21 protein-coding genes are annotated in these 24,875 nt (G+C 70.6%); 9 read left to right on the top strand and 12 right to left on the bottom strand.

Annotated features, from left to right (window positions below; all coding sequences use genetic code 11):
* Positions 1 to 4 precede the first annotated feature (4 nt).
* Both ABFX51_RS17745 and ABFX51_RS17740 read left to right on the top strand, forming a co-directional pair.
* Complete coding sequence (locus ABFX51_RS17745) at positions 5 to 949, top strand: fumarylacetoacetate hydrolase family protein (protein ID WP_091510757.1); 945 nt, start codon at positions 5 to 7, stop codon at positions 947 to 949.
* Positions 950 to 988: 39 nt separating this feature from the next.
* Positions 989 to 2,200 (top strand): MFS transporter, encoded by a 1,212-nt coding sequence (locus tag ABFX51_RS17740; protein WP_091510758.1) that lies wholly within the window; start codon positions 989 to 991, stop codon positions 2,198 to 2,200.
* On the opposite strand, the gene ABFX51_RS17735 is transcribed toward ABFX51_RS17740, so the two are convergent.
* Positions 2,170 to 2,913 carry an aminoglycoside 3'-phosphotransferase gene (locus tag ABFX51_RS17735; RefSeq protein ID WP_346054276.1) on the bottom strand — a complete coding sequence of 248 codons (744 nt, stop codon included), beginning with the start codon at positions 2,911 to 2,913 and terminating at the stop codon, positions 2,170 to 2,172. The two genes, ABFX51_RS17740 and ABFX51_RS17735, sit on opposite strands and share 31 nt — an antisense overlap.
* 111 nt (positions 2,914 to 3,024) lie before the next feature.
* Between ABFX51_RS17735 and ABFX51_RS17730 the strand changes: the two genes are divergently transcribed.
* The 3 genes from ABFX51_RS17730 to ABFX51_RS17720 all read left to right on the top strand — a co-directional run bounded on the left by ABFX51_RS17730 (position 3,025) and on the right by ABFX51_RS17720 (position 5,096).
* Positions 3,025 to 3,264 carry a hypothetical protein gene (locus ABFX51_RS17730; RefSeq protein WP_091510763.1) on the top strand — a complete coding sequence of 80 codons (240 nt, stop codon included), beginning with the start codon at positions 3,025 to 3,027 and terminating at the stop codon, positions 3,262 to 3,264.
* 443 nt (positions 3,265 to 3,707) lie between these two features.
* A complete protein-coding gene (locus ABFX51_RS17725; protein WP_091510764.1) occupies positions 3,708 to 3,935 on the top strand; it encodes a CGNR zinc finger domain-containing protein in 228 nt (75 codons plus the stop codon).
* A 504-nt stretch (positions 3,936 to 4,439) separates the two neighbouring features.
* A complete protein-coding gene (locus tag ABFX51_RS17720) occupies positions 4,440 to 5,096 on the top strand; it encodes a LuxR C-terminal-related transcriptional regulator (RefSeq protein ID WP_091510767.1) in 657 nt (218 codons plus the stop codon).
* A gap of 10 nt (positions 5,097 to 5,106) precedes the next feature.
* Here ABFX51_RS17720 and ABFX51_RS17715 read toward each other — a convergent pair whose 3' ends face one another.
* Positions 5,107 to 6,099, bottom strand: a complete 993-nt coding sequence (locus ABFX51_RS17715; RefSeq protein WP_091510768.1) for a LacI family DNA-binding transcriptional regulator — start codon at positions 6,097 to 6,099, stop codon at positions 5,107 to 5,109.
* Positions 6,100 to 6,387: 288 nt separating this feature from the next.
* Between ABFX51_RS17715 and ABFX51_RS17710 the strand changes: the two genes are divergently transcribed.
* From ABFX51_RS17710 to ABFX51_RS17695, 4 genes are read left to right on the top strand one after another with little or no spacing between them, the layout of a single operon-like run.
* Positions 6,388 to 7,149, top strand: coding sequence for an SDR family NAD(P)-dependent oxidoreductase (locus tag ABFX51_RS17710; protein WP_091510771.1), 762 nt, complete (start codon positions 6,388 to 6,390; stop codon positions 7,147 to 7,149).
* Positions 7,150 to 7,193: 44 nt separating this feature from the next.
* Positions 7,194 to 8,204 (top strand): 3-oxoacyl-ACP synthase III family protein, encoded by a 1,011-nt coding sequence (locus ABFX51_RS17705; RefSeq protein ID WP_091510773.1) that lies wholly within the window; start codon positions 7,194 to 7,196, stop codon positions 8,202 to 8,204.
* On the top strand, positions 8,201 to 10,558 hold the full coding sequence (locus ABFX51_RS17700; protein ID WP_143249917.1) for a phthiocerol/phthiodiolone dimycocerosyl transferase family protein: 2,358 nt from the start codon (positions 8,201 to 8,203) through the stop codon (positions 10,556 to 10,558). Before ABFX51_RS17705 ends, ABFX51_RS17700 begins: the two co-directional genes overlap by 4 nt.
* On the top strand, positions 10,555 to 12,132 hold the full coding sequence (locus ABFX51_RS17695; protein ID WP_091510775.1) for a DHA2 family efflux MFS transporter permease subunit: 1,578 nt from the start codon (positions 10,555 to 10,557) through the stop codon (positions 12,130 to 12,132). Before ABFX51_RS17700 ends, ABFX51_RS17695 begins: the two co-directional genes overlap by 4 nt.
* Here the strand turns inward: ABFX51_RS17695 and ABFX51_RS17690 are convergent.
* The 10 genes from ABFX51_RS17690 to ABFX51_RS17645 form a co-directional block, all read right to left on the bottom strand.
* Positions 12,104 to 13,483 (bottom strand): class-II fumarase/aspartase family protein, encoded by a 1,380-nt coding sequence (locus tag ABFX51_RS17690; RefSeq protein ID WP_091510778.1) that lies wholly within the window; start codon positions 13,481 to 13,483, stop codon positions 12,104 to 12,106. The two genes, ABFX51_RS17695 and ABFX51_RS17690, sit on opposite strands and share 29 nt — an antisense overlap.
* A 14-nt stretch (positions 13,484 to 13,497) precedes the next feature.
* The gene (locus tag ABFX51_RS17685) at positions 13,498 to 14,328 is read right to left on the bottom strand and encodes an ATP-binding cassette domain-containing protein (protein ID WP_218153525.1); all 831 of its coding nucleotides are present in this window, start codon (positions 14,326 to 14,328) and stop codon (positions 13,498 to 13,500) included.
* Positions 14,325 to 16,271, bottom strand: coding sequence for a dipeptide/oligopeptide/nickel ABC transporter permease/ATP-binding protein (locus ABFX51_RS17680; RefSeq protein ID WP_346054275.1), 1,947 nt, complete (start codon positions 16,269 to 16,271; stop codon positions 14,325 to 14,327). The genes ABFX51_RS17685 and ABFX51_RS17680 overlap by 4 nt, the downstream gene beginning before the upstream one ends.
* Positions 16,268 to 17,209: an ABC transporter permease gene (locus ABFX51_RS17675; RefSeq protein ID WP_091510783.1), complete on the bottom strand. Its 942-nt coding sequence runs from the start codon at positions 17,207 to 17,209 to the stop codon at positions 16,268 to 16,270. Before ABFX51_RS17675 ends, ABFX51_RS17680 begins: the two co-directional genes overlap by 4 nt.
* A 16-nt stretch (positions 17,210 to 17,225) precedes the next feature.
* Positions 17,226 to 18,809, bottom strand: a complete 1,584-nt coding sequence (locus ABFX51_RS17670; RefSeq protein ID WP_346054274.1) for an ABC transporter substrate-binding protein — start codon at positions 18,807 to 18,809, stop codon at positions 17,226 to 17,228.
* Between the two features lie 96 nt (positions 18,810 to 18,905).
* Positions 18,906 to 19,466 (bottom strand): AMP-binding protein, encoded by a 561-nt coding sequence (locus tag ABFX51_RS17665; protein ID WP_346054272.1) that lies wholly within the window; start codon positions 19,464 to 19,466, stop codon positions 18,906 to 18,908.
* 243 nt (positions 19,467 to 19,709) lie between these two features.
* Positions 19,710 to 21,830, bottom strand: coding sequence for a CocE/NonD family hydrolase (locus tag ABFX51_RS17660; protein ID WP_346054271.1), 2,121 nt, complete (start codon positions 21,828 to 21,830; stop codon positions 19,710 to 19,712).
* Between the two features lie 659 nt (positions 21,831 to 22,489).
* On the bottom strand, positions 22,490 to 23,047 hold the full coding sequence (locus tag ABFX51_RS17655) for a PASTA domain-containing protein (protein WP_346054269.1): 558 nt from the start codon (positions 23,045 to 23,047) through the stop codon (positions 22,490 to 22,492).
* Between the two features lie 92 nt (positions 23,048 to 23,139).
* Entirely contained in the window at positions 23,140 to 23,856 is a 717-nt protein-coding gene (locus ABFX51_RS17650; RefSeq protein ID WP_091510791.1) for an IclR family transcriptional regulator, read from the bottom strand.
* A gap of 134 nt (positions 23,857 to 23,990) precedes the next feature.
* Entirely contained in the window at positions 23,991 to 24,767 is a 777-nt protein-coding gene (locus ABFX51_RS17645; RefSeq protein ID WP_091510793.1) for a hypothetical protein, read from the bottom strand.
* Positions 24,768 to 24,875: the final 108 nt, after the last annotated feature.

The following is a 24,875-nucleotide window of genomic DNA, read 5'->3' as shown; positions in this document are numbered from 1 at the left end:
GCCGATGCGCTTCGCCACGATCGCCGAAGCCTGCGGGCAGGTGCGGTGCGGGGTCGTGCGGGACGACACCGTGCTGCGCCTGCCCGCCGGGACCACCGTGCTCGACCTGCTCCGCACCGGCGGGCTCGCCGACGCCGGAGCACGTGCCCTGGCCGACGGTGACGCCGTCCCGCTGGCCGGGCTGCGGCTGTTGCCGCCGCTCGAAGCGCCCACCGTGCGCGACTTCGTCGCGTTCGAGGAGCACGTCGAGGGGATGGCGGCCGGTGCCGGGGTGGGTGCCGAATGGTATGAGGCACCGACGTTCTACTTCACCAACCCGTACGCGCTCGTCGGCGCGCACGACGACGTCGCGGTGCCGCCCGGCTGCGCCAGGCTCGACTTCGAGTGCGAGGTGGCGGCCGTCATCGGCCGGGGCGGCGCCGACATCGCCCCAGCCGACGCGTCCGCCCACATCGCGGGCTACACGATCCTCAACGACTGGTCGGCACGCGACCTCCAGTACCGCGAGATGGCCGTGCGGCTCGGCCCCTGCAAGGGCAAGGACTTCGCCACCACGCTCGGCCCCGTCCTGGTCACGGCGGACGAACTGGAGCCCTACCGTGACCCCGAAGGCTTCCTCGCACTCGCCATGACGGTGGCGGTCAACGGGACCGAGATCGGCCGTGACCTGCTCTCCAACATGGGCTGGCCGTTCGAAGACCTCGTCGCCTACGCCAGCCGCGGCACCGAGGTCCGTCCCGGCGACGTCCTCGGCTCCGGCACGTGCGGCAACGGCGGCTGCCTCGCCGAGCTGTGGGGCCGCGGCCGGACCGACCTGCCCCCGCTCCAGCCGGGAGACGTCGTGACGATGGCGGTCGAGGGCATCGGCACCCTCCGCAACACGATCGTCGCCGGGCGGGAACCGCACCCGATCCCGGCCGCCCGGCCCCGTCCCCGCACGCGTCCCTGAAACCGTCCTGTTCCGTCCCCACAACGTCGTGAGGTCACCATGAAAACCGAGACGTCCCGAACCGCCGGGCTGCCGCAGCTGATCCTGCTGCTGGCGGCCAGTTCCCTGCCCGTGATGGGCGCCGTCCTCATCGCACCGGTGCTCCCGCTCATGGCCGCGCACTTCGCGGCCGTGCCCGGGGCCGGTGTCCTGGTACCGGTCGTGCTGACCGTGCCCGCGCTCGTCATCGGGCTGACCGCGCCGGTCGCCGGGCAGATCGTCGACCGGCTCGGCCGGCTGCGGGTGCTGCAGGCGGGCATGGTCGGCTACGCCATCGCGGGCACCGCGCCGCTCTGGCTCGACAGCCTCGGCGCGATCATCGGCAGCCGCGTGCTCGTCGGGGTGTTCGAGGCGGGCATCACGACGGCGGCGACCACACTGGTCGGCGACTACTGGAAGGAGAAGCGCGATCGCTACATCGGCCTTCAGGCGACGACCGCGTCCTTGGGCGGGGTCGCGTTCATCGCGCTCGGCGGTGCGCTCGGGGCCGCCGGCTGGCGCACCCCGTTCTGGGTCTACGCGATCGCGCTGGTGCTCGTCGTCCCGATGACGTGGCTGCTGTGGTCGCCCCGGCGATCCACGGCAGCGGCGGATCCGCGCCCGGCCGGTGTGCCGTGGCGCGCGCTCGCCGCGCCGTGCGGGGTCACGCTCTTCGGCGGTGTCGTCTTCTACGTGCTGATCGTGCAACTGTCCACAGTGCTCACTTCGATCGGGATCACGTCCCCCGCGACCACGGGCCTGCTGACCGGCGTCCTCGCCGTCGCGATCGCCGTCGGCGCGGCGCTCTACGGGCGGCTCGCGAAGCTGGGCAGGCGAACGCTGCTGCCCGTGGAGTTCGCGATCTCGGGGCTCGGGCTCGTGGTCGTGTTCGCCACGTCGAACGTCGCCGTGGTGATGGTCGGAGCCGTCGTCACCGGCTTCGCGAGCGGTCTGCTCTTCCCGACGCTCGTGTCCTGGGTGCTGGACAACGTCGACTTCCCCCAGCGCGGCCGGGGAACGGGGCTCTGGACGGGCACGGCGTACGTCGGCCAGTTCCTCTCGCCGCTGGTCGTGGCGGGGCTGGCCGTGTTCACCGGTGGTCTGCAGGGCGGGATCGGCGCGCTCGGGGTGCTGTCGGTCGTAGTGGGCGCCGTGCTGTTGCTGGTGTTCCGCAAGCCCCAGCCCCGCGGCGAGCAGGTGCCTCAGTCCGCCACTTCCCACAGCAGCCGGTAGTAGCTGGTCCGGTCCGGGTCGGGCTCGACCCCGTAGGCCCGCAGCAGCGGTTCCTCCCAGCCCGGACCGTAGTTCCACTGTGTACTCCAGGTCGCGACAGCGAGGTCGGCCCAGCGGTCGCCGACACCGAGCGCGCCGAGATCGACGTGCCCGGTGCACCGCCCGTCGTCACCGATCAGGGTGTTGGGCGCGCAGGCGTCGCCGTGGCAGACCACGAGCCGGTCGACGGGCGGGATGTCGGCGAGCACGTCGAGGTGCGCCGCCGCTCGGGTCCGCGCGTTCTCCAGCCGCGCCTCGGCCGACCAGTCGAACGGGCAGCCGGCGACGGGCAGGGTGTCGTGCAGCGCCCGGAGGCCCGCGCCGATCGCGCGCACGGCGGTGGCGGGGTCGCGTTTCCAGTGGTCGTCCACCGCGCTGCGCCCGGTCAGGCCGCGCGTGACGATCCAGGACCCGGTTTCGTCCGCGCCTTCGCCGAGTACGTGGGGCACCGTGGTGAATTCGGCGGCCCAGCGCAGGCGCACCGCCTCGGCCGCGAGGTCGATACCGCTGCCCGCCGGAGTCCACTTCACGAACTGCCGCGTGCCACCCGAGCCGATCTGGAAGGTCAGCCCGCCGAGTTCGTTCTCCCACACGGCTTTCGCCGGCCGTCCCGCGGCGAGCTCGGCAACGATCCGCGGTGTCTCGACAGGTCCCCGGGGCGCGGCGGCGATCATCCGCTCATTCTCGCCGCGGCCGCCGGCGGGCGGCGAACGATTTCCGCTCCTCTGGATACCGGGGTTCCCCGGGGTCGACGTGCTGCGACCCGCCCGAGTGCTCCGCAGAAGGTGGTCCAGCGCAAGCTCGTGCGCCTGGACCTGGACCTGCTCTGCGAAACCTTGCTGCTCACCCTCTGCGCGAGGGCGCTGGACACCAAGCTGCCCCACCCGATCATCGGTGCCACCCACTCCGCCGCCATCGCCGACGCGATCGACTACGACGTCACCAAGCTCAGGCTGAAGCCCAGCCTCATTTGCGGCACCGCCCTGCGCGCCAGGAAATTCGGCGAAGCGGTGCAGGCGCTGTGACCCACCTGCGCAACTGCTCACCCGCGCCCCGGAAGTCGCCCGTTTTCCGCAGCCACTGCGGGCGGCCACCCGGCTCATGAGCCACAGCACAGCACTGTCGCGGCGCCGGCGTCCGTTCCCGCCGCATTGCGGGAAGACCCGCTCCCCGTGGCGGGCGACACGACGTCAGCGGCCCCGTCACCACGTTCCTCACCCTCGGCCCCCGGCGGAATACAGCGTCCGAGGGGGAGCGCCCCGACGGCTGGGTCACCCACCGCGCTGGTCACCGCTTCTTCGGGTTGCTGATGGAGGTGCGGTGGCGCATGGCACCGATGGCCTCCGGCACCCGGGTGACCTCGAACGTCAACCCCGGGCCCGCGGCCGAGCCGCGCACCGCCGCCACCAGGGCTCGGGAGGACCACGATGCCTGAACAGCTGGAGCACATCGGCGGGTCGAATGGTCCGTGAACGCGGGGACCAACGGAGCGAACCGGGCGGGCCTGCTCCGCGGCGGAAGCCGCGGTCGGCGCGGACTGCAGCCGGATCAAAGAAATGCCTCGGCCACGACGGCAGGCTGCGGATGGCTGTTCTGCGACACCAGCAAGAACGGACCGCGTCGCTGGTGCAGCATGAGCGCCTGTGGGACTTGGCGGGAGAACAGCAGGCGCAGCGCCGCGGCAAGGAAAGGCTGAACCGTGGGCGGCCCGCCGCCGTCCAGGGAGACCCCGGTCCGTTGGTCGGCCCGCGGATGCTCGGGCGCGCTGGAGGAAACCTGCCGGGTCAGGCCGGTGTCGCACGCGCATCCGGTGAACTGCGGGCTCAGTGGCGCTTTGACCGTTTGCAGCTCATCTCGAGGATTACGCGGTCTACGTTTTGATCAATTCCCGCAGAACTGATATTCCGCTTCATGGAACGTGTCTCCGCGCCAGCGGGCGGATTACTCGTGCGCGTTCTGGATAAAAATGTGCGCCTCCAGTACAGTACGAACGTCCGGCTGGCTGCTAGCTTCGAGTGCCGGACTCGCCGTACCGGCGTGGTTCGGCCGGGGTCAGCGTCGATCTTGGAAAGACATCGACGCGACTCTGGTGAGGGAGCATGGGGGAAAAGTTTCGGCTACGACCGCCTGTGCCGTCGACAGCCGCCGTCGGCGGTCTCTCGCGAGGTCGCGTGGTGGGGCCGTCAGTGCGGGGTGCGCGATGCCTGTTCGCACGATGATCGTTGGCGGTTCGCCAGTGATCCGGCACGGATTGGTGCTGGTGCTCGGCGAATACGGCGAGGTGGAGGTCGTGGGGCACGCTGACGACCAGGGTGAAGACATGGCCGAACTGCTGGAAAGTCGGCACCCCGCTGTCGTCCTGCGCTACTGCAAAGCTTCGGAACGCACTGAGGAAATTCTCAAAGAGGGTATCGCCGGAATGATCACGAACGGTACCCCGAGAATTCTCCTGATGACGGCGAACGCCGAGCAGCTGGACGTCGGGCTCGCCGTCCGTCGTGGAGTTGACGGTTATGTGACCGAAGACGACGGCCCCCATCGGATCGTGGAGGCCATCGTCACCCTCTCCAGAAATCAGGCATGGCTCTCACCGCAATTCGCCACCAGCTTTCTGAGTCACTACCGGGAGGGCACGGTCGACCGGGCCGGGCCGGCGCCGCAGGCTTTGCTGTTGAGCAGCCGCGAGCGCATGGTGCTACGCCTGGTGGCGCTCGGCTTGTCGAACTCCGAGCTCGCGAACGAGCTCAGCGTGGCCGAGTCGACCGTCAAGACCCACATCTCCCGCATCCTCCGCAAGCTCGACCTGCGCGACCGCACTCAGCTCGCCCGGTTCGCGCACGAGTCGAACGTCGTCTGAAGGCACTTCCTCAGGCGGTTTCCCGCTCGACGAGCGTGAGGTTCAGCGTGACGTGACGCAGCGTGGGATCCGGGATGGTCAACTGCTTGACGAGGGTCTCGGCCGCGATCTCGCCGGATTCCTCGAGCGGCTGCCGTATCGTCGTCAGGCCCAGGTGTTCGGCGATCTCGGCGTCGTCGAATCCGATCACCGCCAGGTCCTGGGGTACGCGCAACCCCCGTTCACGGGCGGCCTTGAGCACACCACCGGCCAGCACGTCGTCGTGGGTGAAGATCGCGGTCGGAGGTTCGGGCGAGCCGAGCAGCACGTGGGCGGCCTCGCGGGCCGGCTGCATGGCGTGCGGAACCGCGAGGACCCGGTCGGGGGAGAGCGGGTGCCCGGCCGCCGCCAGAGTCTGCCCGTACGCCTCGAGCCTCGATTCCGCGGGCAGGGTGACGTCCGCGGTCTCCTTCTGTTCGCCGATGAAGCCGAACCGCGTGTGCCCACGTTCCAGCAACAGGCGCGCAGCGAGCCTGCCGCCGGCGGCATCGTCGATCGTGACGCTGCTGAACCCGGGGCGCTGCACCTCGACCAGCACGGTGGCGAGCTTTTGGCGCAGGATGCGGTCCGCGCTGGGGTCGTCGATTGGCAGTGCCATGACGATCAGGCCGTCGAGCTTGTTGGTCAGCGGGATGCTCGCGAGGCTCGGCAGGGTGAACGCGGCCGACTCCTGGTCGTAAAGCACGATCTCCCACGCGTCGTCGCGTAGTGCCTTGATGACCCCGTTGAGCCGCCGGCTGAAGGACGGGTACGACGTGAACGGCGCCATCACACCGATTCGCCGGACGCCCCGTCGGGCGCGGACGACGGCCTCGGCCTTCGGCACGTACTGGAGCTCGTCGGCGGCCGCGAGGATGCGTTGCAGCGTCGCGGGCTTGACGCGGTTGGGCGAGTTGAGTGCCAGGGACACCGTGGAGATGCTCACGCCGGCGTGCAGCGCCACATCGTAGATGGTCGTCCTCATCCCGCCTCGCGTCTCGAAGTGCTTCGATCCGAAGCCTAGCTGACGGCATCCCACATGCCAATGATCCGGCGCCCGCCGCCGGATGGAGCGAGGGCCTGGAGTGCTCCTCCTTCAGGTGGACGGCAAATTCGTCACGAGGGCCGACGACAGGTGCCGGCGCTGAACGTAGCATTGAATCGTTCGCCCGGACGGCCAATCGGCTGCCGCTCCGCTTCCGGCACACGGTCGTGCCATTCCTTTTTTCCTCATACGTCGAAACGCGCTCGCGCGCGGCCTGGGGGCATTGGTATGGAAATTGCGAATAGTGTCGTGCTCGTGACCGGGGGAAGTTCGGGGCTCGGCCTGGCCACGGTGCGGCGGTTCCACCACGCGGGTGCCACGGTGGTTCTCGTGGGACGGCCGTCGTCGAACGGGAAGGTCGTCGCGGACGGTTTCGGCGATCGGGTGGTGTTCGCGGCCGCGGACGTCACCGACGAAACCCAGGTGGCGCAGGCACTCGAGGTTGCCGCCGATCTCGGTCCACTGCGGACAGTGGTGACGTGCGCGGGTGTTCTCGGTTCAGCGCGTGTGCTTGGCCGTCGCGGGCCGGCCTCGCTGGAGGACTTCGCGGAGACGGTCCGTACCAACCTCATCGGGACGTTCAACGTGGTTCGCCTCGCCGCTGAGCGCATCGCGGCTGTCCCGTGCGTCGGTGAGGAACGTGGCGTGATCGTGTGCACGGCGTCGATCGCCGCGTACGACGGCCAGGTGGGGCAGGCGGCATACGGTGCATCGAAAGCCGGTGTTGCCGCCATGACCCTGCCGCTGGCGCGCGAACTGGCGGCGCACGCGATCAGGGTGAACACCATCGCGCCGGGCGTGTTCGACACCCCGATGATCAAGGCGCTCCCTGAGGGCAGCCGCCGCGCGCTCGCCGCGCACAGCCCCCATCCCGGCCGCCTGGGGCGCCCCGAGGAGTTCGCCGCACTCGTCGCGCATGTCGTGGAAAACCCCATGCTCAACGGCGAGGTCATTCGCCTGGACGGTGCCGTCCGAATGCCCTCCCGATAGAACTTTCCGCTCTTTTCCGTCATCCGAAGGAAGGCGCCGTCAAAATGACTGTCACGATTTCGGGAACCGGTTCCCACGTTCCGGAAACGGTGCTGGGTAACACCGAGCTCGCGTCCCGGGTGGGCGTGGTCCCGCAGTGGATCACGGACAAGACCGGCATCCGCGAACGGCGGGTGGCCGCGCCCGGGGAGGCCACCTCCGACCTGGCTGCGCTGGCCGCGAGCCGGGCGCTGGCCGCGGCCCGGCTCGACGCTGCCGACGTCGACCTCCTCGTGCTGGCCACCTCGACTCCTGACCAGCCGATGCCCGCCACGGCCTGTCACGTGCAAGCGCTGCTGGGCGCCACCCGTGCCGCCGCGTTCGACGTCGACGCCGTCTGCAGTGGCTTCGTCTACGCCTTCGTGGTCGCCCACGCGATGCTCCTGGCGGATCCCGCGCGGACGACCGCGCTCGTCATAGGCGCGGACACCTATTCGCGTGTTCTGGACTACTCGGACCGGCGCACCGCCGTGCTCTTCGGCGACGGCGCGGGTGCGGTCGTGCTGCGAAAGACGCCCGATGCGGGCGCTGTGCTCGCGACCACGTTGTCCTCCGACGGATCGACCGCGGACCTGGTGAAGATCCCCGCCGGCGGCAGCCGGGAACCCGCGAGTGCCGACACCGTGGCGCGCGGGCGGCACTTCTTCACGATGCACGGCGGTGACGTCCGCCGCCTGGCCGCGAAGATGATGCCCGCGGTGGTCTCGGACCTGCTCGACGCGACCGGGTTGCGTCCCAGCGACATCGATCTCCTCGTACCGCATCAGGCCAACGGCGTGATGCTCGCCGATCTCGCCGCGGGCCTGGAGCTGCACCCCGGCACCATGCACCTGACCGTGGCGAGGTTCGGCAACACCGGGGCGGCTTCCATCCCGCTCACCTTGGACGACGCCGTGCAGAACGGCAGGCTGAGCCCGGGCTCGACGGTGTTCCTGGTGGCGTTCGGCGGCGGGATGACCTGGGGCGGTGTCGCCTTGCGGTGGAGCGGGACGGCCGGAAGCGAGGCCGGCCGATGAGCACCCAGCCGCTGCGCGTCCTGTCCCTGTACGAGGGCTTCTTCCACGGCGGAGCCAGGATCCTGCACACGGACCTCGTAGCCGGCCTGCACGGGCCGCACCAGGACCATTCGGTGTTGAGCCTGCACAGCGAGGTCTCCCGTGAGGCTTCCCGTCAGCCGATGACGAGCGACGCGTGCTACCGCCGGCTGGTCTCGGCCGGGGTGGCGGTGCACGCCTTCGACCGGACGGGCGACGAGCCGTTCCGGGAGCCGACTGAGAGCGAGGTGGCGATGGCCGCCGGGCTGGTCGGTGGCGCGGACGTGGTCCTGTCGCTCAAAGAGCAGCCGCTGAGGCTTCTCGGGTACGCGCGAATTCCCCGGCGCCCGGTGGTGGTGTGCCTGCACCGGACGGACCCGGAGCACCAGGGCCGCAGCCTGGCCGTGCTCAAGGCGGGCATCGAGGCCGGATACGTGACCACGGCAGTCTGCTGCGCCCACACCACGAGCGAAGCCTATGCCAGGGCCGGAATCCCGAGCGAGATCCTGAAGGTGATTCCCAACGGTGTGGACACCGGCCGCTTCCGCCACGACGCGACGGCGAGAACCGACCTACGGCGCGCGCTCGGTATCAGACGGTCCGCTCCCGTGATCGTGATGGCGGCCCGCTACGACAGGATGAAGAACGTTCCGTTGTTCCTCGAGGCGGCGCAGCTGTACCTGGAGAAGGAACCGGACGCGCACGTCCTGTTGTGCGGTGCCGGCATGCGGTCCGGCAACGCCGAACTGGCCGGTCTGCTGCCGGACGCCGGCGACCGGGTACACCTGCTCGGGGTGCGGAACGACATGGCGAAGGTTTACTCCGCCGCCGATGTGGTGGCCTTGACGTCCGCCTACGGTGAAGCGGCCCCGCTGTGCCTGATCGAGGGCATGTTGTGCGGTGCGGTGCCGGTGACGACCGACGTCGGCGACAGCGCCGCGATCGTCTCGGGCCACGGACTGGTCACTCCCGCGGAACCGTATGCGATCGCCGCCGCGTGGTCCGACGCCGTGGCGCAGCGCGCCGGCGGTCCGATCCGGCCCGAGCGTGCGAGATTCGACCGGAACAGGATGCTCGACGCCTACGCGGAGACGATCCACGCGGCGGCGGAGGCGAATCGCCGGCCGGTGGCCGCGCTGGATCGCCATCGCGAGGCGGTGCTCGAGCGCCGCCTCGACGTGACGGAAGTGCCGCTGCTCAACCGGGTGGCCGCCCAGACCTTCGCCTATACGGGCTCCGTCGACGAGGAGGCGCTGGCGCGGGCCTTCGAGGTGCTCTGCCGCCGCTATCCCGTCCTGCGCGGCCGGGTCGTCGAAGACCGCCACGGGCATCTGCTGACGGTGCCGGAGGAGAGTTCGCCCGCGCTGGTCGTGGAAGACGGTGACGAGACCACGCTGCGGGCGATGGCGCGCCGTGACTGGGATCCGGCGTCCGCGGTCTCGGAGCTCCGGCTCGTCCGCGGCCCGGCAGCCGGTTTCGTGGTGCTGTGCGTCGACCACGCCGTCGCGGACAACGCGGCCACGGAGGAGATGCTCACCGATCTGTGGACGTTCTACGCCGAGCTGGTCGGCGGCCGGACGCCCCGGATCACGCCGAAACCCCTGCCGCGTTCGCCCGCCGCGCTCCTGGCCGAACGAGCGGGCTTCCGGCCCGCCCCGCCGATCTTCGCGCCGTTGGACCACCGAGCCGTGCAACTGACGAGCCAGCTCGACGAGCAGGACACGGCCCGGCTGGTGCGGGCCGCCCGTGCGCTGGGCACTTCCGTGCACGCGCTCGTCTGCGGCGCCGTGCTCACAAGCCTGCGCCGCCGCTCGGCCACCCCGGGGCCCGCGAGGATGGCGTGCCTGAGCCGGGTCAACGTCCGGGCACAGGTGACTCCGCCGCCCGCCTCGGCGACCGACACGACCAACCTGCTCGGCCTGCACCGCGCCGAGGTCGAGGTGGCCCCGGAGTCCGACATGGTCCAGGTCGGCGCGACGGTCAAGGGCCAGCTGACCTCGGCAGTCGCGGCACTGAGATCCGGCGAGCTCTTCGCCACCGACCCGACCCGCCCCGTCGACGGTCCGCTCGAACAGCACGTGGCGAAGGTCCTGATCACGAACATCGGCGCCAGGCCGGCCTTCCCGGACCTGCCGGGGCTCAGCCTGCCACGCCGCATCATCGTCTTCAGCGACCGGACCGTCGGCTACCCGTGGCACTGCGTCTACACCTACGCCGGGAGGCTCAGTCTCGCCAGCCGCTATCCGGAGACGTTCTTCTCCAAGGACGATCTGCGTGAACTGGTCGGGGACGTGCTGGGCAACCTGCGGGCCATCAGCGCGGCAGTCCGGCCATGACCGGGAACCCGCCGTGGCGGGCCTGGCGCACGCTGATCGTGCTGTGCGCCGGGTCATTCGCCATCCTGATGGACACCACGATCGTCAACGTGGCGGTGCCGGACCTCTCAGCCGGGCTCGGTGCCGGGCTCGACGGCGTGCTGTGGATCAACAACGTCTACCAGCTGGTGTTCGGGGTACTGCTGATCACGATGAGCAGGCTCGCGGACCGGTTCGGCGCACGGACCCTGTTCCTCGCCGGGCTGGGGGTGTTCGGGCTCGCGTCCGTCCTTTGCGGACTCGCGCCGGACGTGCCCGCGCTCGTCGCGGCGCGCGCTGTGCAGGGTGTCGGCGCGGCGATGATCTCCCCGCAGCCACTGGTGATCATCGCGGCGGTGTTCCCGGACAACCGCCGAGGCACGGCGCTGGGGTTCTACAACAGCGTGCTCGGGCTCGCGGCCGTGCTGGGTCCGGTGGTCGGCGGGCTGCTGGTGACCCACGTGGGCTGGCGCTGGATCTTCTTAGTCAACGCGCCCATCACGGTCCTCGGGATCCTCTTCGGCAGCAGGTACCTGCCCGCGGTGCGTGCTCGTCGCAGGAGCCGGCTCGACGCCGCCGGTGCCGCTCTGGTCACCCTGGGCCTGGCCTGCCTGATGTTCGGTCTGATCGAGGGGGAGCGGTACCGCTGGGGTGCTGTCGCGGGCGGCCCGCTGACCATTCCGGAGGTCCTGCTCGCGGGGGGCGTCCTGCTGCTGGCCTTCGTCCTCTGGGAGCGCCACCGCCGTGAGGCCGACCCCCTGCTGCCGCTGGCCCTGTTCACGGACCGGGGGGTCACCCTGCTCGTGGTGCTGACCGGGGTCGTCCAGTTCGTCCTGCTGGGACTGCTGCTCGTGCTCACGTTCGACCTCCAGTCCGTGCTGGGGCTGAGCGCGGCCGAGGCGGGCCTGACGACGATGCCCCTGATGGCGGTGCTCACGGTGATCGCGCCGCTGGCCGGCCGCCTGTCGGCCCGCATGGGTGGCCGCGCCGTTCTGGTGGCCGGGTTTCTGGTCTACGCGGGTGGCCTGGTCGCCCTGGCCTTGGTCGCGGCTCGCGGCGCCGGGCCCGCGGGTTTCGTCCTGCCGCTGGCCTGTTGTGGGAGCGGGATGGCGTGCCTGCTGGCTCCGCTGGTCACCGAAGCGCTCCGGCGAACCCCGCCGGGGATGACCGCTGCGCTCGCCGGGTGCCTGAGCACGTCCCGCCAGATCGGGGCGGCTCTCGGCGGGGTGGTCGTCGGCGCCGTGCTGGCCAGCCTGCTCGTCGCGGGGATGCGCGGGCACGCGGAGACCTCCGCCGCGGGTCTGTCGCCGGGGGACCGTGCGGCGTTCCTCACCGAGGTGCACCGATCCGCGGGAGCCGTCCCACAGCCGGGTACCGGGCCCTTCCAGGCCCGGCTGCACGAGGTGTTCGCCCTCGGCTACGCGGACGCGGCCCGGACCGTGCTGGTACTGCTGGCGGTGCTGCTCGTGCTCGGCGCGGTGTGCTGCGTGGTGGTGCTGCGCCGGGCGCGAGCGGTTCCCGTCCCCGTCAACGCGCCGGCTCGTGCTCCGTCGTGAGCTCGGCGGCGGCGCACCGGGCGCGTTCGGCCGTCTGCCGGGCCAAGGTGGCGGACAGGCCGGTGTACCGGCTCGGGTCCAGCAGTCCCTTGACCTCGCCGGGAGTGAGGTGAGGTGCGATCCGGGGATCCTGCGCGAGGAGGTCGGCGAACCGGCCCTCGCCGGCCGACGCGCGTTCGGCCGCCTCGCCGACGAGGCCGTGCGCCCGCTGGCGGCCGACTTTTTCCCCGAGCGCCAGCATCACCGCCTCCGAATTGATCAGTCCGTCGGTCAGCGCGAGGTTCACCCGCATCCTGGACTCGTCGACCTCCAGACCGCTCACCAGCGCGACCAGGTAGGCCAGCAGGTCGCCGCCGAGCACGGACGCGTCGGCGACGACGCCGTCCAGCAGCGCCGACTGCGCGCCGTCGGCCTCGTGGTCCTGCACCATCGCTTCGAGCGCCGGCGCGGCGAGCGCCCGGAGCCGGGCCGACAGCGTGAGGACGTGGTCGCACAGCTGGGGATTCCGCTTGTGCGGCATGGTGGAACTGCCGATGCTTCCCGGCGGCGCGCCCTCCCGCACCTCACCGAACTCCGGCTTCATCAGCGTCCGGACCTCCCGCGCCATCGCGGCCCCGGTGGCGGCGAGCAGGCCCAGCACGCAGACGTACTCGGTGAACGGGTCGGCGATCGTGCGGGCGGGCAGGGCCATGGAGCCCAGGCCCAGCCGCCGCCCGACCAGTCCCTGGAGTTCGGGCCCACGGGCACCGTACGACGCGAAAGTCCCGGCCGCGCCGCCCACCATCGCCACGAGGAGGTCGTCCTCCAGCCGCCGGAGCCGGGTCCCGTGGCGCGCGAGCTGGTCGAGCCAGATCGCGACCTTGAACCCCAGGGTCACCGGCACGGCGTGCTGCCCGTGGGTGCGTCCCGCCACGACCACCTCGGCTCCCCGGTCGGCCAGGTCGGCGGCGACCGACAGCAACCCGGCGAGCGACCGCAGGAGGATCCGGTGCACGTCCCGCGTCACGAGCACGTCACCGGTCTGCATGATGTTCTGCGACGTGGCTCCCCAGTGGACCCACCCGCCGTCCGGCTCTCCCACGACTTCCGCCAGCTCGGCGATCAACGGCATCAACGGGTGGCTCATCTCGGCCATCCGCCGCTCGATGCGCGGCACGTCGAGCCGCCGGAGATCGGCGGAGGCGGAGATCGCCCTGGCGGCGCTGTCGGGGATCATCCCCAGCTCGGCCTGGGCGAGTGCCAGCGCGGCCTCGACGTCGAGCCAGCGCTGCCACCGGTTCGGCGTGGCGACGAGGGCGCGGACTCCCGGGTCAGGCACCCGGGAACCGGTGAAGTGCTGTCTGCCTGACATCGGCACTCTCCCGTTCAGGACGCCGTCCGGGCGCCGCGCCGCCGCGCCTGCTCCCGGGGATCGGGCACGGGCGCGGCGCTGAGCAACGCGCGGGTGTAGGGGTCGGAGGGGTACGACGTGACCTGTTCGACGTCTCCCTGTTCGACGATCCGGCCTCGGTACATGACCGCCACCCGGTGCGACACGTGCCGCACCACGTCGATGTCGTGGGTGATGAACAGGTAGCTCAAGCCGAACTGCTGCTGCAGATCCAGCAGCAGGTTGAGGATCTGCGCCTGCACCGACAGGTCGAGCGCGCTCGTGGGCTCGTCGCACACGACCAGTTCCGGCTCCGGTACGAGCGCGCGGGCGATCGCGATCCGCTGTCGCTGGCCGCCCGAGAACTGCGTCGGATACCGGTGCGCCGCGTCCGGGGTCAGGCCCACGCGGCGTAGCGTGTCCGCGACCTTGGCGAGGATCTCGGCCCTGGTCAGCCGCTCGCCGAAACGCAGGGGCTCGGCGAGCGTCTGCCCCACCGTGCGCGCCGGATTGAGCGAGTTGTACGGATCCTGGAACACGACCTGGAGGCGGCGGGCGAGCGGGCGACGGCGCTTCCCGCTGAGCCTGGTGATGTCCTCCCCGTCGAGCAGGATGCGGCCCTCCGCCACCGGTACCCGGCCGAGGATGGCGTTGCCCAGCGTGGACTTGCCGGAACCGGACTCGCCGACGAGCCCGAGCGTCTCGCCGCGGCCGATCCGGAGCGAGACCCCGTCCACGGCCGGCACGGTCCGCCCGTGCCGGCCGGGCACGGCGAACCGCACCCGGAGGTCGGCGACGTCGAGCAGCGGAGCGGAGCATGTGTTCACGCCGTCCTCCCGACCGCGTCGACCGGTGTGGCCTGTCCTGGTGCCACGTCCTCGTGGTGCACGCAGCGTGTCCGGTGCCCTGGTTCGACCTGGAGCAACGGGATCGGCGCGAGGGTGCACTCCTCGGTCGCGAGCGCGCACCGGTCCGCGAAGTGGCAGCCGGCCGGCCAGTGACCCGGCTCGGGCACCGAACCGGGGATACCGGGCAGGTGCGTCCGCGGGGTGCCGCGGCGCGGCATCGACCCCAGCAGCCCGGTGGTGTAGGGATGACGTGGCCGCTCGAACAGCTCGGTGACCTCGCCCGTTTCCACGATCTGGCCGGCGTACATGACGTAGGCCCGTGAGCAGAGGTCTGCGACGACGCCCCAGTCGTGGCTGATCAGCAGGATCGCCAGCCCGGTGTCGCGCTGCAGCCCCCGCAGCAGGTCGAGGATCTCCGCCTGCACCGTGACGTCCAGCGCGGTGGTGGGTTCGTCGGCGATGAGCAGCTTCGGATTCCCCGACAGGGCCATGGCGATCGACACGCGCTGCGCCATCCCCCCGGACAGCTCGTGCACGTACCGGCGCGCGACCTGCTCCGGCTCGGGCAGGTTGACCTTCTCCAGCAGTTCGATGCTGCGGGCCCGCACCGCCTTGCGGCTGCCGGGCCGGTGGCGCCGCACGAGCTCGTCGAGCTGGTGGCCCACGGTGAACACCGGGTCGAGGCTCGCCAGCGGTTCCTGGGAGATCAGCGCGATCTCCGCGCCACGGAGCCGGCGCAGCCCGGTCTGGCTCAGCGTGGTGAGGTCCTCGTCGCCGAACCGGATCCGGCCCCCGGTGACCGCCGCGCCGGCCGGGAGCAGCCCGAGCACCGCCCTGCCGGTCATCGACTTCCCACAGCCGGACTCGCCGACGAGCCCCACCGTCTCGCCGCGTCCCACGTGGAGGCTGAGGTCCTCGATCAGCGGGACCTCAAGCCCGGGTTCGTTCAGCGCCACCGTCACGTTCCGCATGGACAGCAGGGCGGCCGGTTCCGGCTCGCCACTGTCCGCTGTGGACTCTGCCGGCCGGGGGCGCGCCTTCGGGCGCGGCTGTGGCGGGGCGTCCCGCTGCACGGTCGCGTCGCGGACGGTGTCGCCGAGCAGCCCGAACGCGAGCACCGTCAACGCGATCACGAGCCCGGACGGGACCAGCAGCCACGGCTGCTGGTCGATGGCGTGAGAGGCGTCGGCGACGCCATTGCCCCAGCTGGGTGTCGGCTGCTGTACGCCGAGGCCCAGGTAGCCGAGCCCGGTCTCGGCGAGCACGGCCGAGCCGGCGAACAGCGCGGTCTGCACGATGATGGGTCCCGCCACGCGGGGTAGCACGTGCCGCGTAACGATGTAGGCCGTCGGCAGACCGGCCACGTAGGCCGCGGAGATGTACAGCTCCTGGCGGACGACGAGGGTGGCTCCGCGGACCACGCGGGCGAGCGCCGGGGAGCCTAGGAACCCGAACGCGATCATCGCCAAAGTCTCGTTGCTGCCGACGACCGCGACCACGACGAGCAGCGTGACCACGACGGGGATGGCGAGCAGCAGGTCGACCAGCCAGGAGACGATCCGGTCGGTCCAGCCACCCGCGAACCCGGCGGCCAGACCGGCGGACACCCCGACGACGAGTGCGGTCAGCACCGCTTCCCCGACGCCGGTGAGTGTCACGCGTCCGCCGTACATCAGGCGGCTGAGCACGTCCCGCCCCAGGCTGTCGGTGCCGAACGGGTGGAGCGCGCTCGGCCCGGACCTGGTGTGGAACAGGTCCGTCGCCGTCGGGTCGTAGGGCGCGAGCAGGGGCGCCGCGACGGCCGCGACCACGACCAGGACGAGGAAGCCGAGGCACACCAGGCCGAGTGGCCGTCGCGCGACGGCCCGCGGGATCCTGGCCCGCTGCACAGGTGCTGTCGCGGCTTGGGGGATCACGGTCATCGGACACGCACCTTCGGGTTGAGCCAGCTGTAGGCGAGGTCGACGAGGAGGTTGACCGCCACGACGATCAACGTGAACACCACCACGACGCCCTGGATCATCGGCAGGTCGTGCTGGGTGGTCGAGTCGACGGCGAGGCCGCCGAGGCCCGGCATGGCGAACACCGTCTCCACCAGCACGGTGCCGCTGAGCAGGTGGACGAACACGATGCCGACGACGGTCACGACGGGGATGGCCGCGTTGCGCAGCGCGTGCCGGAAGACGATCGACCGCTCGGAGACCCCGTGGGCGCGCAGCGCCCGCACGAACTCCCGCGACAACACCTCGAGCATCCCGTCCCTGGTCTGCTTGGCGATGACCGCGATGCCGTGCACGGCCAGCGCGGTGACCGGGAGCACCAGGCTCAGCGCCCACTGCCCCGGGGACGCGTCGAGCGCGACGTACCCGGTGGCCGGGAACGCCCGCAACCCGACCGCGAACACCGTCACCAGTGCCAGCCCGAGCCAGAAGCTCGGCAGGGAGTGGCCGGCCAGCGACAACACGTCCACGGTCCGGCCGAGCGCGCCGCCGCGCACCGCGCTGAACACCCCGAGCCCGATGCCGAGCGCCGCGGCGACGAGGGTCGTGACCAGGATGAGGGAGACGGTCACGCTCAGCCTGCTCGCGATCTCCGACGCCACGCTCAGCCCGCTGATGGGGGAGACACCCAGATCGCCTCGCAGCGCCTGGGTGAGCCAGTGCCAGTACTGGGTCAGCAGCGGTTCGTCGAGGCCGAGCTGGTGGCGCAGCTGGGCATAGGCCTCCGGGGTGTAGTTGATGCCGAGGATGGCGCGTGCGGTGTCGCCGGGAGTCAGTGCCTGCAACAGGAACGTCAGCAGCGAAACCCCGATCACCAGCGGGACGGAGATCAGCAGCCGCCGCAGTATCAGTCGCCTCATGCGTGTCTCCTCCCGCTCAGCTCTTCGGGAACCACTCGACCGGATTGGCCTTGGGCTCCTTCGCGGTCGCCTCTACGCCGCCCACCATGGGCCGGGAGTAGTACAGGTTGGGGGTGAACACGACCGGCACCAGCCAGGCGAGCTCGACGAGCCTGCGCACCACTTGCTGGTCCAGCCGCGCCCGGTTCGCGTCGTCGGCCACCGACGCCTGCTCGTAGAGGGACTGCAACTGGTCGTCACTGCTCTTCTGCGGGTTGTACACCGAGGCGTTGGGCAGGAACAGCAGCTGACCCATCGCGTAGATCGGTAGAGCCCCGGCGAGCACCCCGTAGGCCGGGTACTTCCCGCTCGTCAGGTCCTGGGTGTACTTCTGGAAGTCCGGTTGCGTGGTCAGCTGGACCTGGACACCGAACTGCTTGAGGTCGTCGGCCATCGCCTGGATGATGAGGTCGGTGCCGCGGGTCGTCCTGGTCAGCACCGGCAGGGTGAACCCGTTGGGGTAGCCCGCTTCCGCGAGCAGCTGCCGTGCTTTCGCCGGGTCGTGGCCGTAGAAGTCCTGCGGGTTGTACCCGTCTTCACCGGGGAGCTGGATCTGTTCGGTCGGTGTGCCGTACTCGCCGAACAACGCCTTGGTGATCTTCTGCCGGTCGACGGCGTAGTTGAGCGCCTGGCGGACCCGGACGTCCCCGAGTGCGGGCACCAGTTGGCCGGCGCGGTCGGTCAGGTTGAGCCCGATGAAGCTCAACGGGGTCTGGGCGATCTGCAGGCCGGCGGACTTCGCCGCGTCGGCGGTGGTGTAGTCGGCGCGCAGCACGTCGACCTGACCGGTCTTGATCGCCGCCAGCGCGGTGTTCGCGTTGGTCAGCACCTTCACCACGACCCGGTCGTAGTGCACGGCGTTCTTGTTCCAATACTGCGGGTTGGGCACGTACGTGTAGTGGTCCTTCGACACGGTTGTCGCCGGGTCCAGGACGTAGGGTCCCGCGCCGGCCGACTGGGTGGCCAGTGTGTCGGGCTGTGCCAGCGCGGGGCCGCTCGCGACGTTCCCCGCCAGGAAATCCTGGGTGAACAAAACGGGCAGGATCGGGTTCGGCTGCGACAGCGACACCCGCACGGTGAGGGGATCGGGTGCCTCGATGGAGGCGACGGCGGCCAGCAGCGAGGCCGAACTCGAGGTCTTCTTGAAGTGCTCGATGTTGGTCTTGACCACGTCCGCCGTGAGCGGGGAGCCGTCGCTGAACCGCACGTCGGACCGGAGCTTCAGCTCGAACAGCTTGTTGCCCGTGCCCACGTAGTTCCAGGAGGTCGCCAGCCGGGGCTGGAGCGAACCGTCGGGCGCCCGGTAGATGAGCGGGTCGTAGGCCAGGTTGGCGTACAGGGAGGCGTCCGTGCTGAGCTTGGCCGGGTCCATGCTTTCCGGCGGGACGGGGAAGCCGATGTTCAGCACGCGATCCGCGCTACCACTGCCCGTGCCGCCGCCGCACGCGGCCGTCAGGGACACCACGGCCAGCCCCACCGCGAACGCCGCGGCGGCCTTCCGCCAGCGGGGTTTTCCGGGATGAGGACGCCGCCGAACCAATGAGGCACCGTTGCCTTTCATGTGTCCAGACCTCTCTAGAAGGGAACAGCGGCACTGCTTCGCGTCAGTGCCGCGGGACGGATGTGGCCGGGTCGAGTTCTTACCGCCGTTGTTGCCTCAGCACGAACCGCTGGATCTTCCCGCTCGGTGTCTTCGGCAGCTCGTCGACGAAATGAACCCGGCGTGGGTACCTCGTCCGGTACCGCCACCACGGCGCTTTCCACCGCCTTGCAACCGGCCGTGATGATCACGTCGTCGTCGCGGGCGGTGAAGTGGAAGTCCCCCCCGGTCGTCCACGTGACCGGCTTCGCCGCTGAAGTACCAGCGGCCGTCCGCGCTGAACTTCCCGGGATCCACCCCGCCGTCGTAGCCGCCGAACCACGCCAGGGGGCCGGCAGGCAGGTCGACCGCGATTCGGCCGGTCTCACCCGGAGGTACCGGTTCGTCGCGGTCGCTCGCGAGCACCCGCACCGTCCAGCCCGGCATCGGTCGGCCCATCGTGCCCGGCTTGAGCGGTGCGGCGAGCCGGGGATCGTGGTGGTTGTTGATGACCCTCCCGGTCTCGGTCTGGCCGTAGTGATCGTGCACGCGCACCCCGAGCGCTGGCGCGGCCCACTCGTTCGGTGTGCCCGTCGTGCCCGAGGTGCGGATGTGCCCGAGCGGGCCGTCCGGGCCCACGACGCGAGGGGAAACCCGGGTTCGTTCCCCTCCACCAGTTCGGCGAAGCCGAGCGGCCCGGACGATTTCCCCACCACGATGACGCGCCACGACGCGTCCGCGGGCAGGACGGCGCCCGGCTCCGGCGTGGCCACCCGGTCTCCTGGCCGCACCCCCAGCGCCGCCAGTGCCCGGGCGAACCTCTCGGACCTGTCGGCGCCGTGCTCGGCCAGCAACTGCCCTCCCCGGGCTGCCGGGTCGAGGTCACTGGGACGCATCGCGGTCACCGTCCCTTGGTGTCGGCTGCGTGGCCGCCGAATCGGGAACGGCCACTTCCCACGTGCGGGAGAAGATGGTGGCCCCGTCCACCGCCACCTCCCCGGACAAGGTCACCGTGGTCGCGGTCATCCGCAGCTCCCCGCGCGCGAGGATCTTCTCGCCGCTGCACAGGTGAGCCCTGGCGTACGAGCTGGCAACGGTGAGCGCGGCGCCCGGCTCCGCGCGTTTCACCGAGGCGGACGCGTCGTGGCGAAGCTCCAGCAGGTGTTTCCCATCGGGAGTCCGCGCGACCAGTTCCTGACCGAGCGCCACCTTCACTCCACTGTGGACGATGTCACGGCTGACCGTCCAGCTCGGGTGGATCGGTGTCGACGGCGGACCGGCATCGGGAGCGGGTCGCGGCAGCGGTACGACATCTGCGGAGCCCAGTGTAGCGGCGGGCAGGGTCAACGCCACCTTCACCAGGTGCATCGGGGTGTTCCCGTTCACCGCCGATACGGGCCACAAGCGAGGGAAATCCCCGTTGCTCAGGGCGATTCTGAGCCGCCTTCCGCGACGCACGCGGTAACAGGTCGGGGTGAACGGCACCTCCGTCACCGGTCCGGTGGCGACGGCGAGTCCCACGGTGATCAGCCGGGACCGGCCGTCCGCATCGACTTCGCTCAGCCGCGCCACCATGGGACGGCTCGGGGACCCGGGCAGTGTGCCGACCGAGAGCCGGGCACGGCCGGCGATCAGCACGTCCCGCTCCAGCGGTTCGCTGGTGCAGCACAGGCTTCGCATGTCGTCCTCGTGCTGGTCCAGCGGAAGGACGGAATCCTCGGCCGGCAGCGCCCAGAGACTGCTCACCGTCCCCACCGTGGGGTCCGGTGACCACACCGAGATCACCTCGCCCTTCTCCGGGACGGGTCGTGGCCGCAGGACGGTGTCGGCACCGGTGGCGAGCCGGACTTGTCCGCCGGGGGGCGGCCAGGAATCGAAGCCGCGCCACCCCGGTTCCGCGCCTTGGACGTAGAGCGTGACGGGAGGCTCGTGGAACAGGCCGGTGTCCCTCTCCCGCAGCCAGTGCTCCCACCAGCGCAGGCTCAGTGCCCGGAAGTCGACCGGTGCCAGCTGCGACATATCGGGCATCGTGTGGGTCCACGGACCGACCAGGAGCTTCTTGGGCGCGTCGATCTCCTCGAACGCGCGAATCGTGCCGTCGCAGAAGATGTCCTGCCAGCCGCCGATGCAGTAGGTGGGTGTGGTGATTGCCCGGGCGTCCACCACCCGGGTGCGCCAGGCCGGATCTCCCGGTGTTCGCCGCGCGAGGTCGAGCAGCCAGGGTTCCGCGTTGCGCAACCGGTCCGACCAGCGCTTTTGTTCCGCGGCGGTGCCGTACTGGCGAAGCGGGGGGAGCAGCTGGTTCAAGAACGTCTGCATGCCCCACCGGGCCACGGGGAAGAGTCCGCCGCGAGTACCGCCCGGATGCGCGAAGTCCCGTTCCGGATCGAGCATGCCCATCACGGGGAGGATCGCCTTGAGGTGCCCGGGCCCGCGGCTCGCGGTGCGCAGCGCCAGCACCGCGCCGTAGGAGTGCCCCCACATCCCCACGTTCCCGTTGCACCACGGTTGCCGGGCGGCCCACTCGACGGCGGCCACCCCGTCGTCGGCTTCCCCCGGATCGAACGGGGGGCGCTGCGACCCGTCCGACGAACCGACACCACGGAAATCGACCAGGACGCAGGCGTACCCGCGCTCCGCGTACCACCTGGAGGTCGGGAAATCGCGGATGCCCCACGTCGCGTCCTTGCGGTAGGGCAGGACCGTCACCAGAGCCGGCACGAGCCCGGCGGCGACGGGGAGGAACAGGTCCGCGGACAGCGTGGTGCCCGGGGTCCCCGAGGGGATGCGCACGTCTTGGACCACCTCCACGGCGAAGTGGGGGCCGTGGTCGTCGACCGATGGCGCGGAGGTGGCGAGAGGCTCGTAAACCGACAACAGGACCCTCCACAGTGGTCGAAGGCAGGACTGCCGAAGGACACGCGACGCTTCGGTGGACTGTTCCGATCGAAGGACTTCGATTAACTTGCCCGAAACGCTACGTCCACCTGCGGGGGCCGTCAAGGCTCAGTTCCGTCTCGCGACGGATACGCGACGCGACTGCTGTCATCAACGTGGCGGACAGTCGCTGTTCGGTAGATACTGAATGCAAATTGCATCGCGCGGGACAGAAATAGGCTCCGGCACGTACCGCCGAGAGCCTTGGCGGTCGGCGCGGGCGTCGAACAGGCTGTACGCGTGGACGGGGCCGGTCCAGAAAAGCCGGTAGCAGGGAAGGCGCTGATTCCCTTTTCCGTCCAATCAGGACGTCCCGCAGAGCGGTTGAAGGGTTCTTTGAGGTCGTCCCGCCACCGAGGGCGACCGGAAGAACGTGGTCGTACTGGAGGCCGAAGGTCGCACCGCATTGTGCACAACGGCCCCCGGTCGCCCTCGTAGACCGCCCGTCGATGCTCGCGGGGAATCGGACCGGCGGGTGTTCCGGGTGAAGGGCCACCCCTGCTCCGGTTCTCAAAAGCGTGCCATCGAGCTTGAATAGAAGGCCGCGTTGGGGTCGTGACCCAATTGCCCGCTCGCGCTGGTGGCCCGCGGTTTCGCGGAAGGAGGCGTGAGCGGCGGCTGGATCATCCTGATCAGCGATATGACGGCCAGTACCGCGAACCCGAAGGTGCCGAGATCTAATTCGTTGGCCGGTGACTGGCCGAGTCCGGACAATCCCCGACCTGTCAAGCCGAGAAGTGGACGCGCACGGCGGTCCCCTTGGGACTCATCGTGCCGGCGCTCGGGTCCTGGTTGTCGGCCTTCGCCGCGGGGTCGGGGGAACTGGTGGGTTCGCGCTCCAGCTTGAGGGAGGTCAGGCCGAGCGTCGCCGTGGCGGTGGCCTCCGTCATCCCCTCCAGGTCGGGTACCAGCTCCGTGCCGATCGCCGCGCTCAGGAGGTCCTGGCGTGCCTGGTCGGAGGATTTGGCCGAGAAGTAAAAGGAAACAGCCGAGCCCACGCTCGCTGCGAGACCGCCGACCAGCGTGCTTCTCAGTGCGGTGTCATCGACGGCGAAAGCGAACGCTGTGAACAGGACGAGGCCGAGCACGAGGCTGACCGCGATCCAGCTGCGCACCACGCTGCCACCCGCGTCCGACCGGGGTGCCTTGGCCCGGGCCAGGATCACGATCAGTCCGGCCAGCAGCACGGCAACCGCGATGATCAGCGCGACGAGCAGCGTCTGGCTCCACGGCAAGGTGGCCGCCGCGCTCGGAACCGGCGCCGGCACGGGAACCGCTGGCATGTGCCCCCTCCATGCTCGACGCACGAGAGCCGCCGCGGGAATCGCCCCCGAGTGTCCACCTCGCCCGGCCTGATCGGAAGTCGCTGGTTCGCTCAGCGGACCCCGAGGTTGCGGGTGACCTCGGCGGCGGCCCGCACGAGGAGGTCGGGCAGCTGCTTGGGGACCGTGCGGCTGATCACCAGCGCGCTGATCGAGGCGATGCCCTGCTGGCGGGGAAGCACGACGGGTGCCGCGACGCAGCAGATCCCGGGCACGGCCTCCTGGTGGTCGACGGCGATCGTCGCCTCGTGGCGCAGTCCATCACGGATGCGCCGCCATTCGGCTTGCGAGTACCCGTCCGGCGGGTCCGCGCCGGGCTGCGCCGCCAGGAGTACGCGGCCGGCCGCGGTCCGGCTGGCCAGATCGCTGTCGGCCCGCATCTGCGGGAGCTCACCGAGAGCGCCGCGCGTCGCCGCCACGATCCGCACCCGGTCGCCGTGCAGCACGGTCACCGCCACCGCCGTGGCCGACAGCGACGCCAGTGTCCGCACCGGCCCGACCGCCGCTTCCCGCAGCTGCGGGTGCGGCTGCCAGGCTTGGCCGAGCCGTGCGAGGACCTTGCCGACGAAGTACCGCTGCCCGTGACGCTGCACCGCGCCGATTCCCACGAGTTGTTCGAGCAGCCGGTAGGCGGTGGCCTTCGGCAGCCCGCCCGCACGCGCGACCTCGCTCAACCCGGCGCCGCCGCGCTCGGCCGCCAGCACGTCCAGTACCTGGAACGCCCCTTCGAGTACGCCACGCCCCGGGGTTCTCTCCGCGCTGTCGCCCATTCCGCCACCCCAACCGTGTCCTCGCAGGTCGAGATGGAACTCGCGGGCCTTCGAACCGGCGTTACCGGATTCCCGCGCGGTCAGCCGTTCGGCAGAGCGGCATCACCTGAACGGGGCAAAGCGCCTGAACCACCCTATTCGGTGCCGGTCTTTCCGATCTGCATGTGCAGATGGTTGCGGTGCGCCTCACGCCCGTTGGGCCGGCCTGGTGACGACGTCGGGTGGTCCGGGTTCATCACGAAGCTGTGCTCGCCGATCGACGAGCCACCGGGATCGTCGGGACCGTCCGACCTGTCCTGCCACTCGCTGGTGATGAACGCGTAGACGTCACGGAAAAAACCGGCCGCGAACTGGTCGGCTGCCGGGTCGTCCAGCCGGTACTGGACATTTTCGCCGGTACCGGCCGGCCAGTCGCCACCCGGGGTGAAGGTGGTGTCGGCGGTGCCCCAGTCGTCCCGCACGGTGAGGCCGAACTCTCCGGCGTCGGCGGTGCTGCCGCGCACGCCGGCGAAGTCGACCGCCCGGCCCTGGCCGTGGCAGTCGACGCGCGGATTGCCCTCCGCGTCGGTGCCGCCGCCGCTGATGCCCAGGTGGTAGAGCTCGGTCACGCCGTAGTTGTCGCTCAGCCACTGGCACAAGCGGATCAGGGCGAGCGCGTTGCGCGGGTCGAGCCGGTCGGGCGCGGAACCCCCGCTCGGCGTGCCCGAGGTCAAGGTGCCGCTGGGGAGGTAGCGGATCACCACTCCGGCCACGTTGCCGTTCGACTTCTGCGCGAGCACCGGATCCCAGCCGTCGAGGCTGACCTGGTCAGCCGTCGCCGCGCCCTCGAGCAGGATCACGCCGTCGGTCTGCAGCTGGAGGACCTCCTCGAAAGCCTCGTCCTTGCTCAGGCTGCGCGCCGCTCCGCTCATCACGTCCTCCTCGGACTTCCGGGCAAACCGCTCCGAGCCATCAGTGCTAGCTGTATGAGGCGTTGACGTTGGTGACGCCGGTGTGGAGCCGGGAGGCTGGCGGCTGGT

Origin of the sequence: Amycolatopsis dongchuanensis, from assembly GCF_039542405.1 — a bacterium.
Classification (GTDB): domain Bacteria; phylum Actinomycetota; class Actinomycetes; order Mycobacteriales; family Pseudonocardiaceae; genus Amycolatopsis_E; species Amycolatopsis_E sacchari.
This window is presented reverse-complemented; position numbering and strand designations above follow the sequence as displayed.

Excerpts from the sequence above, each read along its gene's own strand:
- ABFX51_RS17745 (WP_091510757.1), top strand. The coding sequence starts at position 5 with ATGCGCTTCGCCACGATCGCCGAAGCCTGCGGGCAGGTGCGGTGCGGG.
- ABFX51_RS17740 (WP_091510758.1), top strand. The coding sequence starts at position 989 with ATGAAAACCGAGACGTCCCGAACCGCCGGGCTGCCGCAGCTGATCCTG.
- ABFX51_RS17735 (WP_346054276.1), bottom strand. The coding sequence starts at position 2,913 with ATGATCGCCGCCGCGCCCCGGGGACCTGTCGAGACACCGCGGATCGTT.
- ABFX51_RS17720 (WP_091510767.1), top strand. The coding sequence starts at position 4,440 with ATGCCTGTTCGCACGATGATCGTTGGCGGTTCGCCAGTGATCCGGCAC.
- ABFX51_RS17715 (WP_091510768.1), bottom strand. The coding sequence starts at position 6,099 with ATGAGGACGACCATCTACGATGTGGCGCTGCACGCCGGCGTGAGCATC.
- ABFX51_RS17710 (WP_091510771.1), top strand. The coding sequence starts at position 6,388 with ATGGAAATTGCGAATAGTGTCGTGCTCGTGACCGGGGGAAGTTCGGGG.
- ABFX51_RS17705 (WP_091510773.1), top strand. The coding sequence starts at position 7,194 with ATGACTGTCACGATTTCGGGAACCGGTTCCCACGTTCCGGAAACGGTG.
- ABFX51_RS17700 (WP_143249917.1), top strand. The coding sequence starts at position 8,201 with ATGAGCACCCAGCCGCTGCGCGTCCTGTCCCTGTACGAGGGCTTCTTC.
- ABFX51_RS17695 (WP_091510775.1), top strand. The coding sequence starts at position 10,555 with ATGACCGGGAACCCGCCGTGGCGGGCCTGGCGCACGCTGATCGTGCTG.
- ABFX51_RS17690 (WP_091510778.1), bottom strand. The coding sequence starts at position 13,483 with ATGTCAGGCAGACAGCACTTCACCGGTTCCCGGGTGCCTGACCCGGGA.
- ABFX51_RS17680 (WP_346054275.1), bottom strand. The coding sequence starts at position 16,271 with ATGACCGTGATCCCCCAAGCCGCGACAGCACCTGTGCAGCGGGCCAGG.
- ABFX51_RS17675 (WP_091510783.1), bottom strand. The coding sequence starts at position 17,209 with ATGAGGCGACTGATACTGCGGCGGCTGCTGATCTCCGTCCCGCTGGTG.
- ABFX51_RS17670 (WP_346054274.1), bottom strand. The coding sequence starts at position 18,809 with ATGAAAGGCAACGGTGCCTCATTGGTTCGGCGGCGTCCTCATCCCGGA.
- ABFX51_RS17655 (WP_346054269.1), bottom strand. The coding sequence starts at position 23,047 with ATGCCAGCGGTTCCCGTGCCGGCGCCGGTTCCGAGCGCGGCGGCCACC.
- ABFX51_RS17650 (WP_091510791.1), bottom strand. The coding sequence starts at position 23,856 with ATGGGCGACAGCGCGGAGAGAACCCCGGGGCGTGGCGTACTCGAAGGG.
- ABFX51_RS17645 (WP_091510793.1), bottom strand. The coding sequence starts at position 24,767 with ATGAGCGGAGCGGCGCGCAGCCTGAGCAAGGACGAGGCTTTCGAGGAG.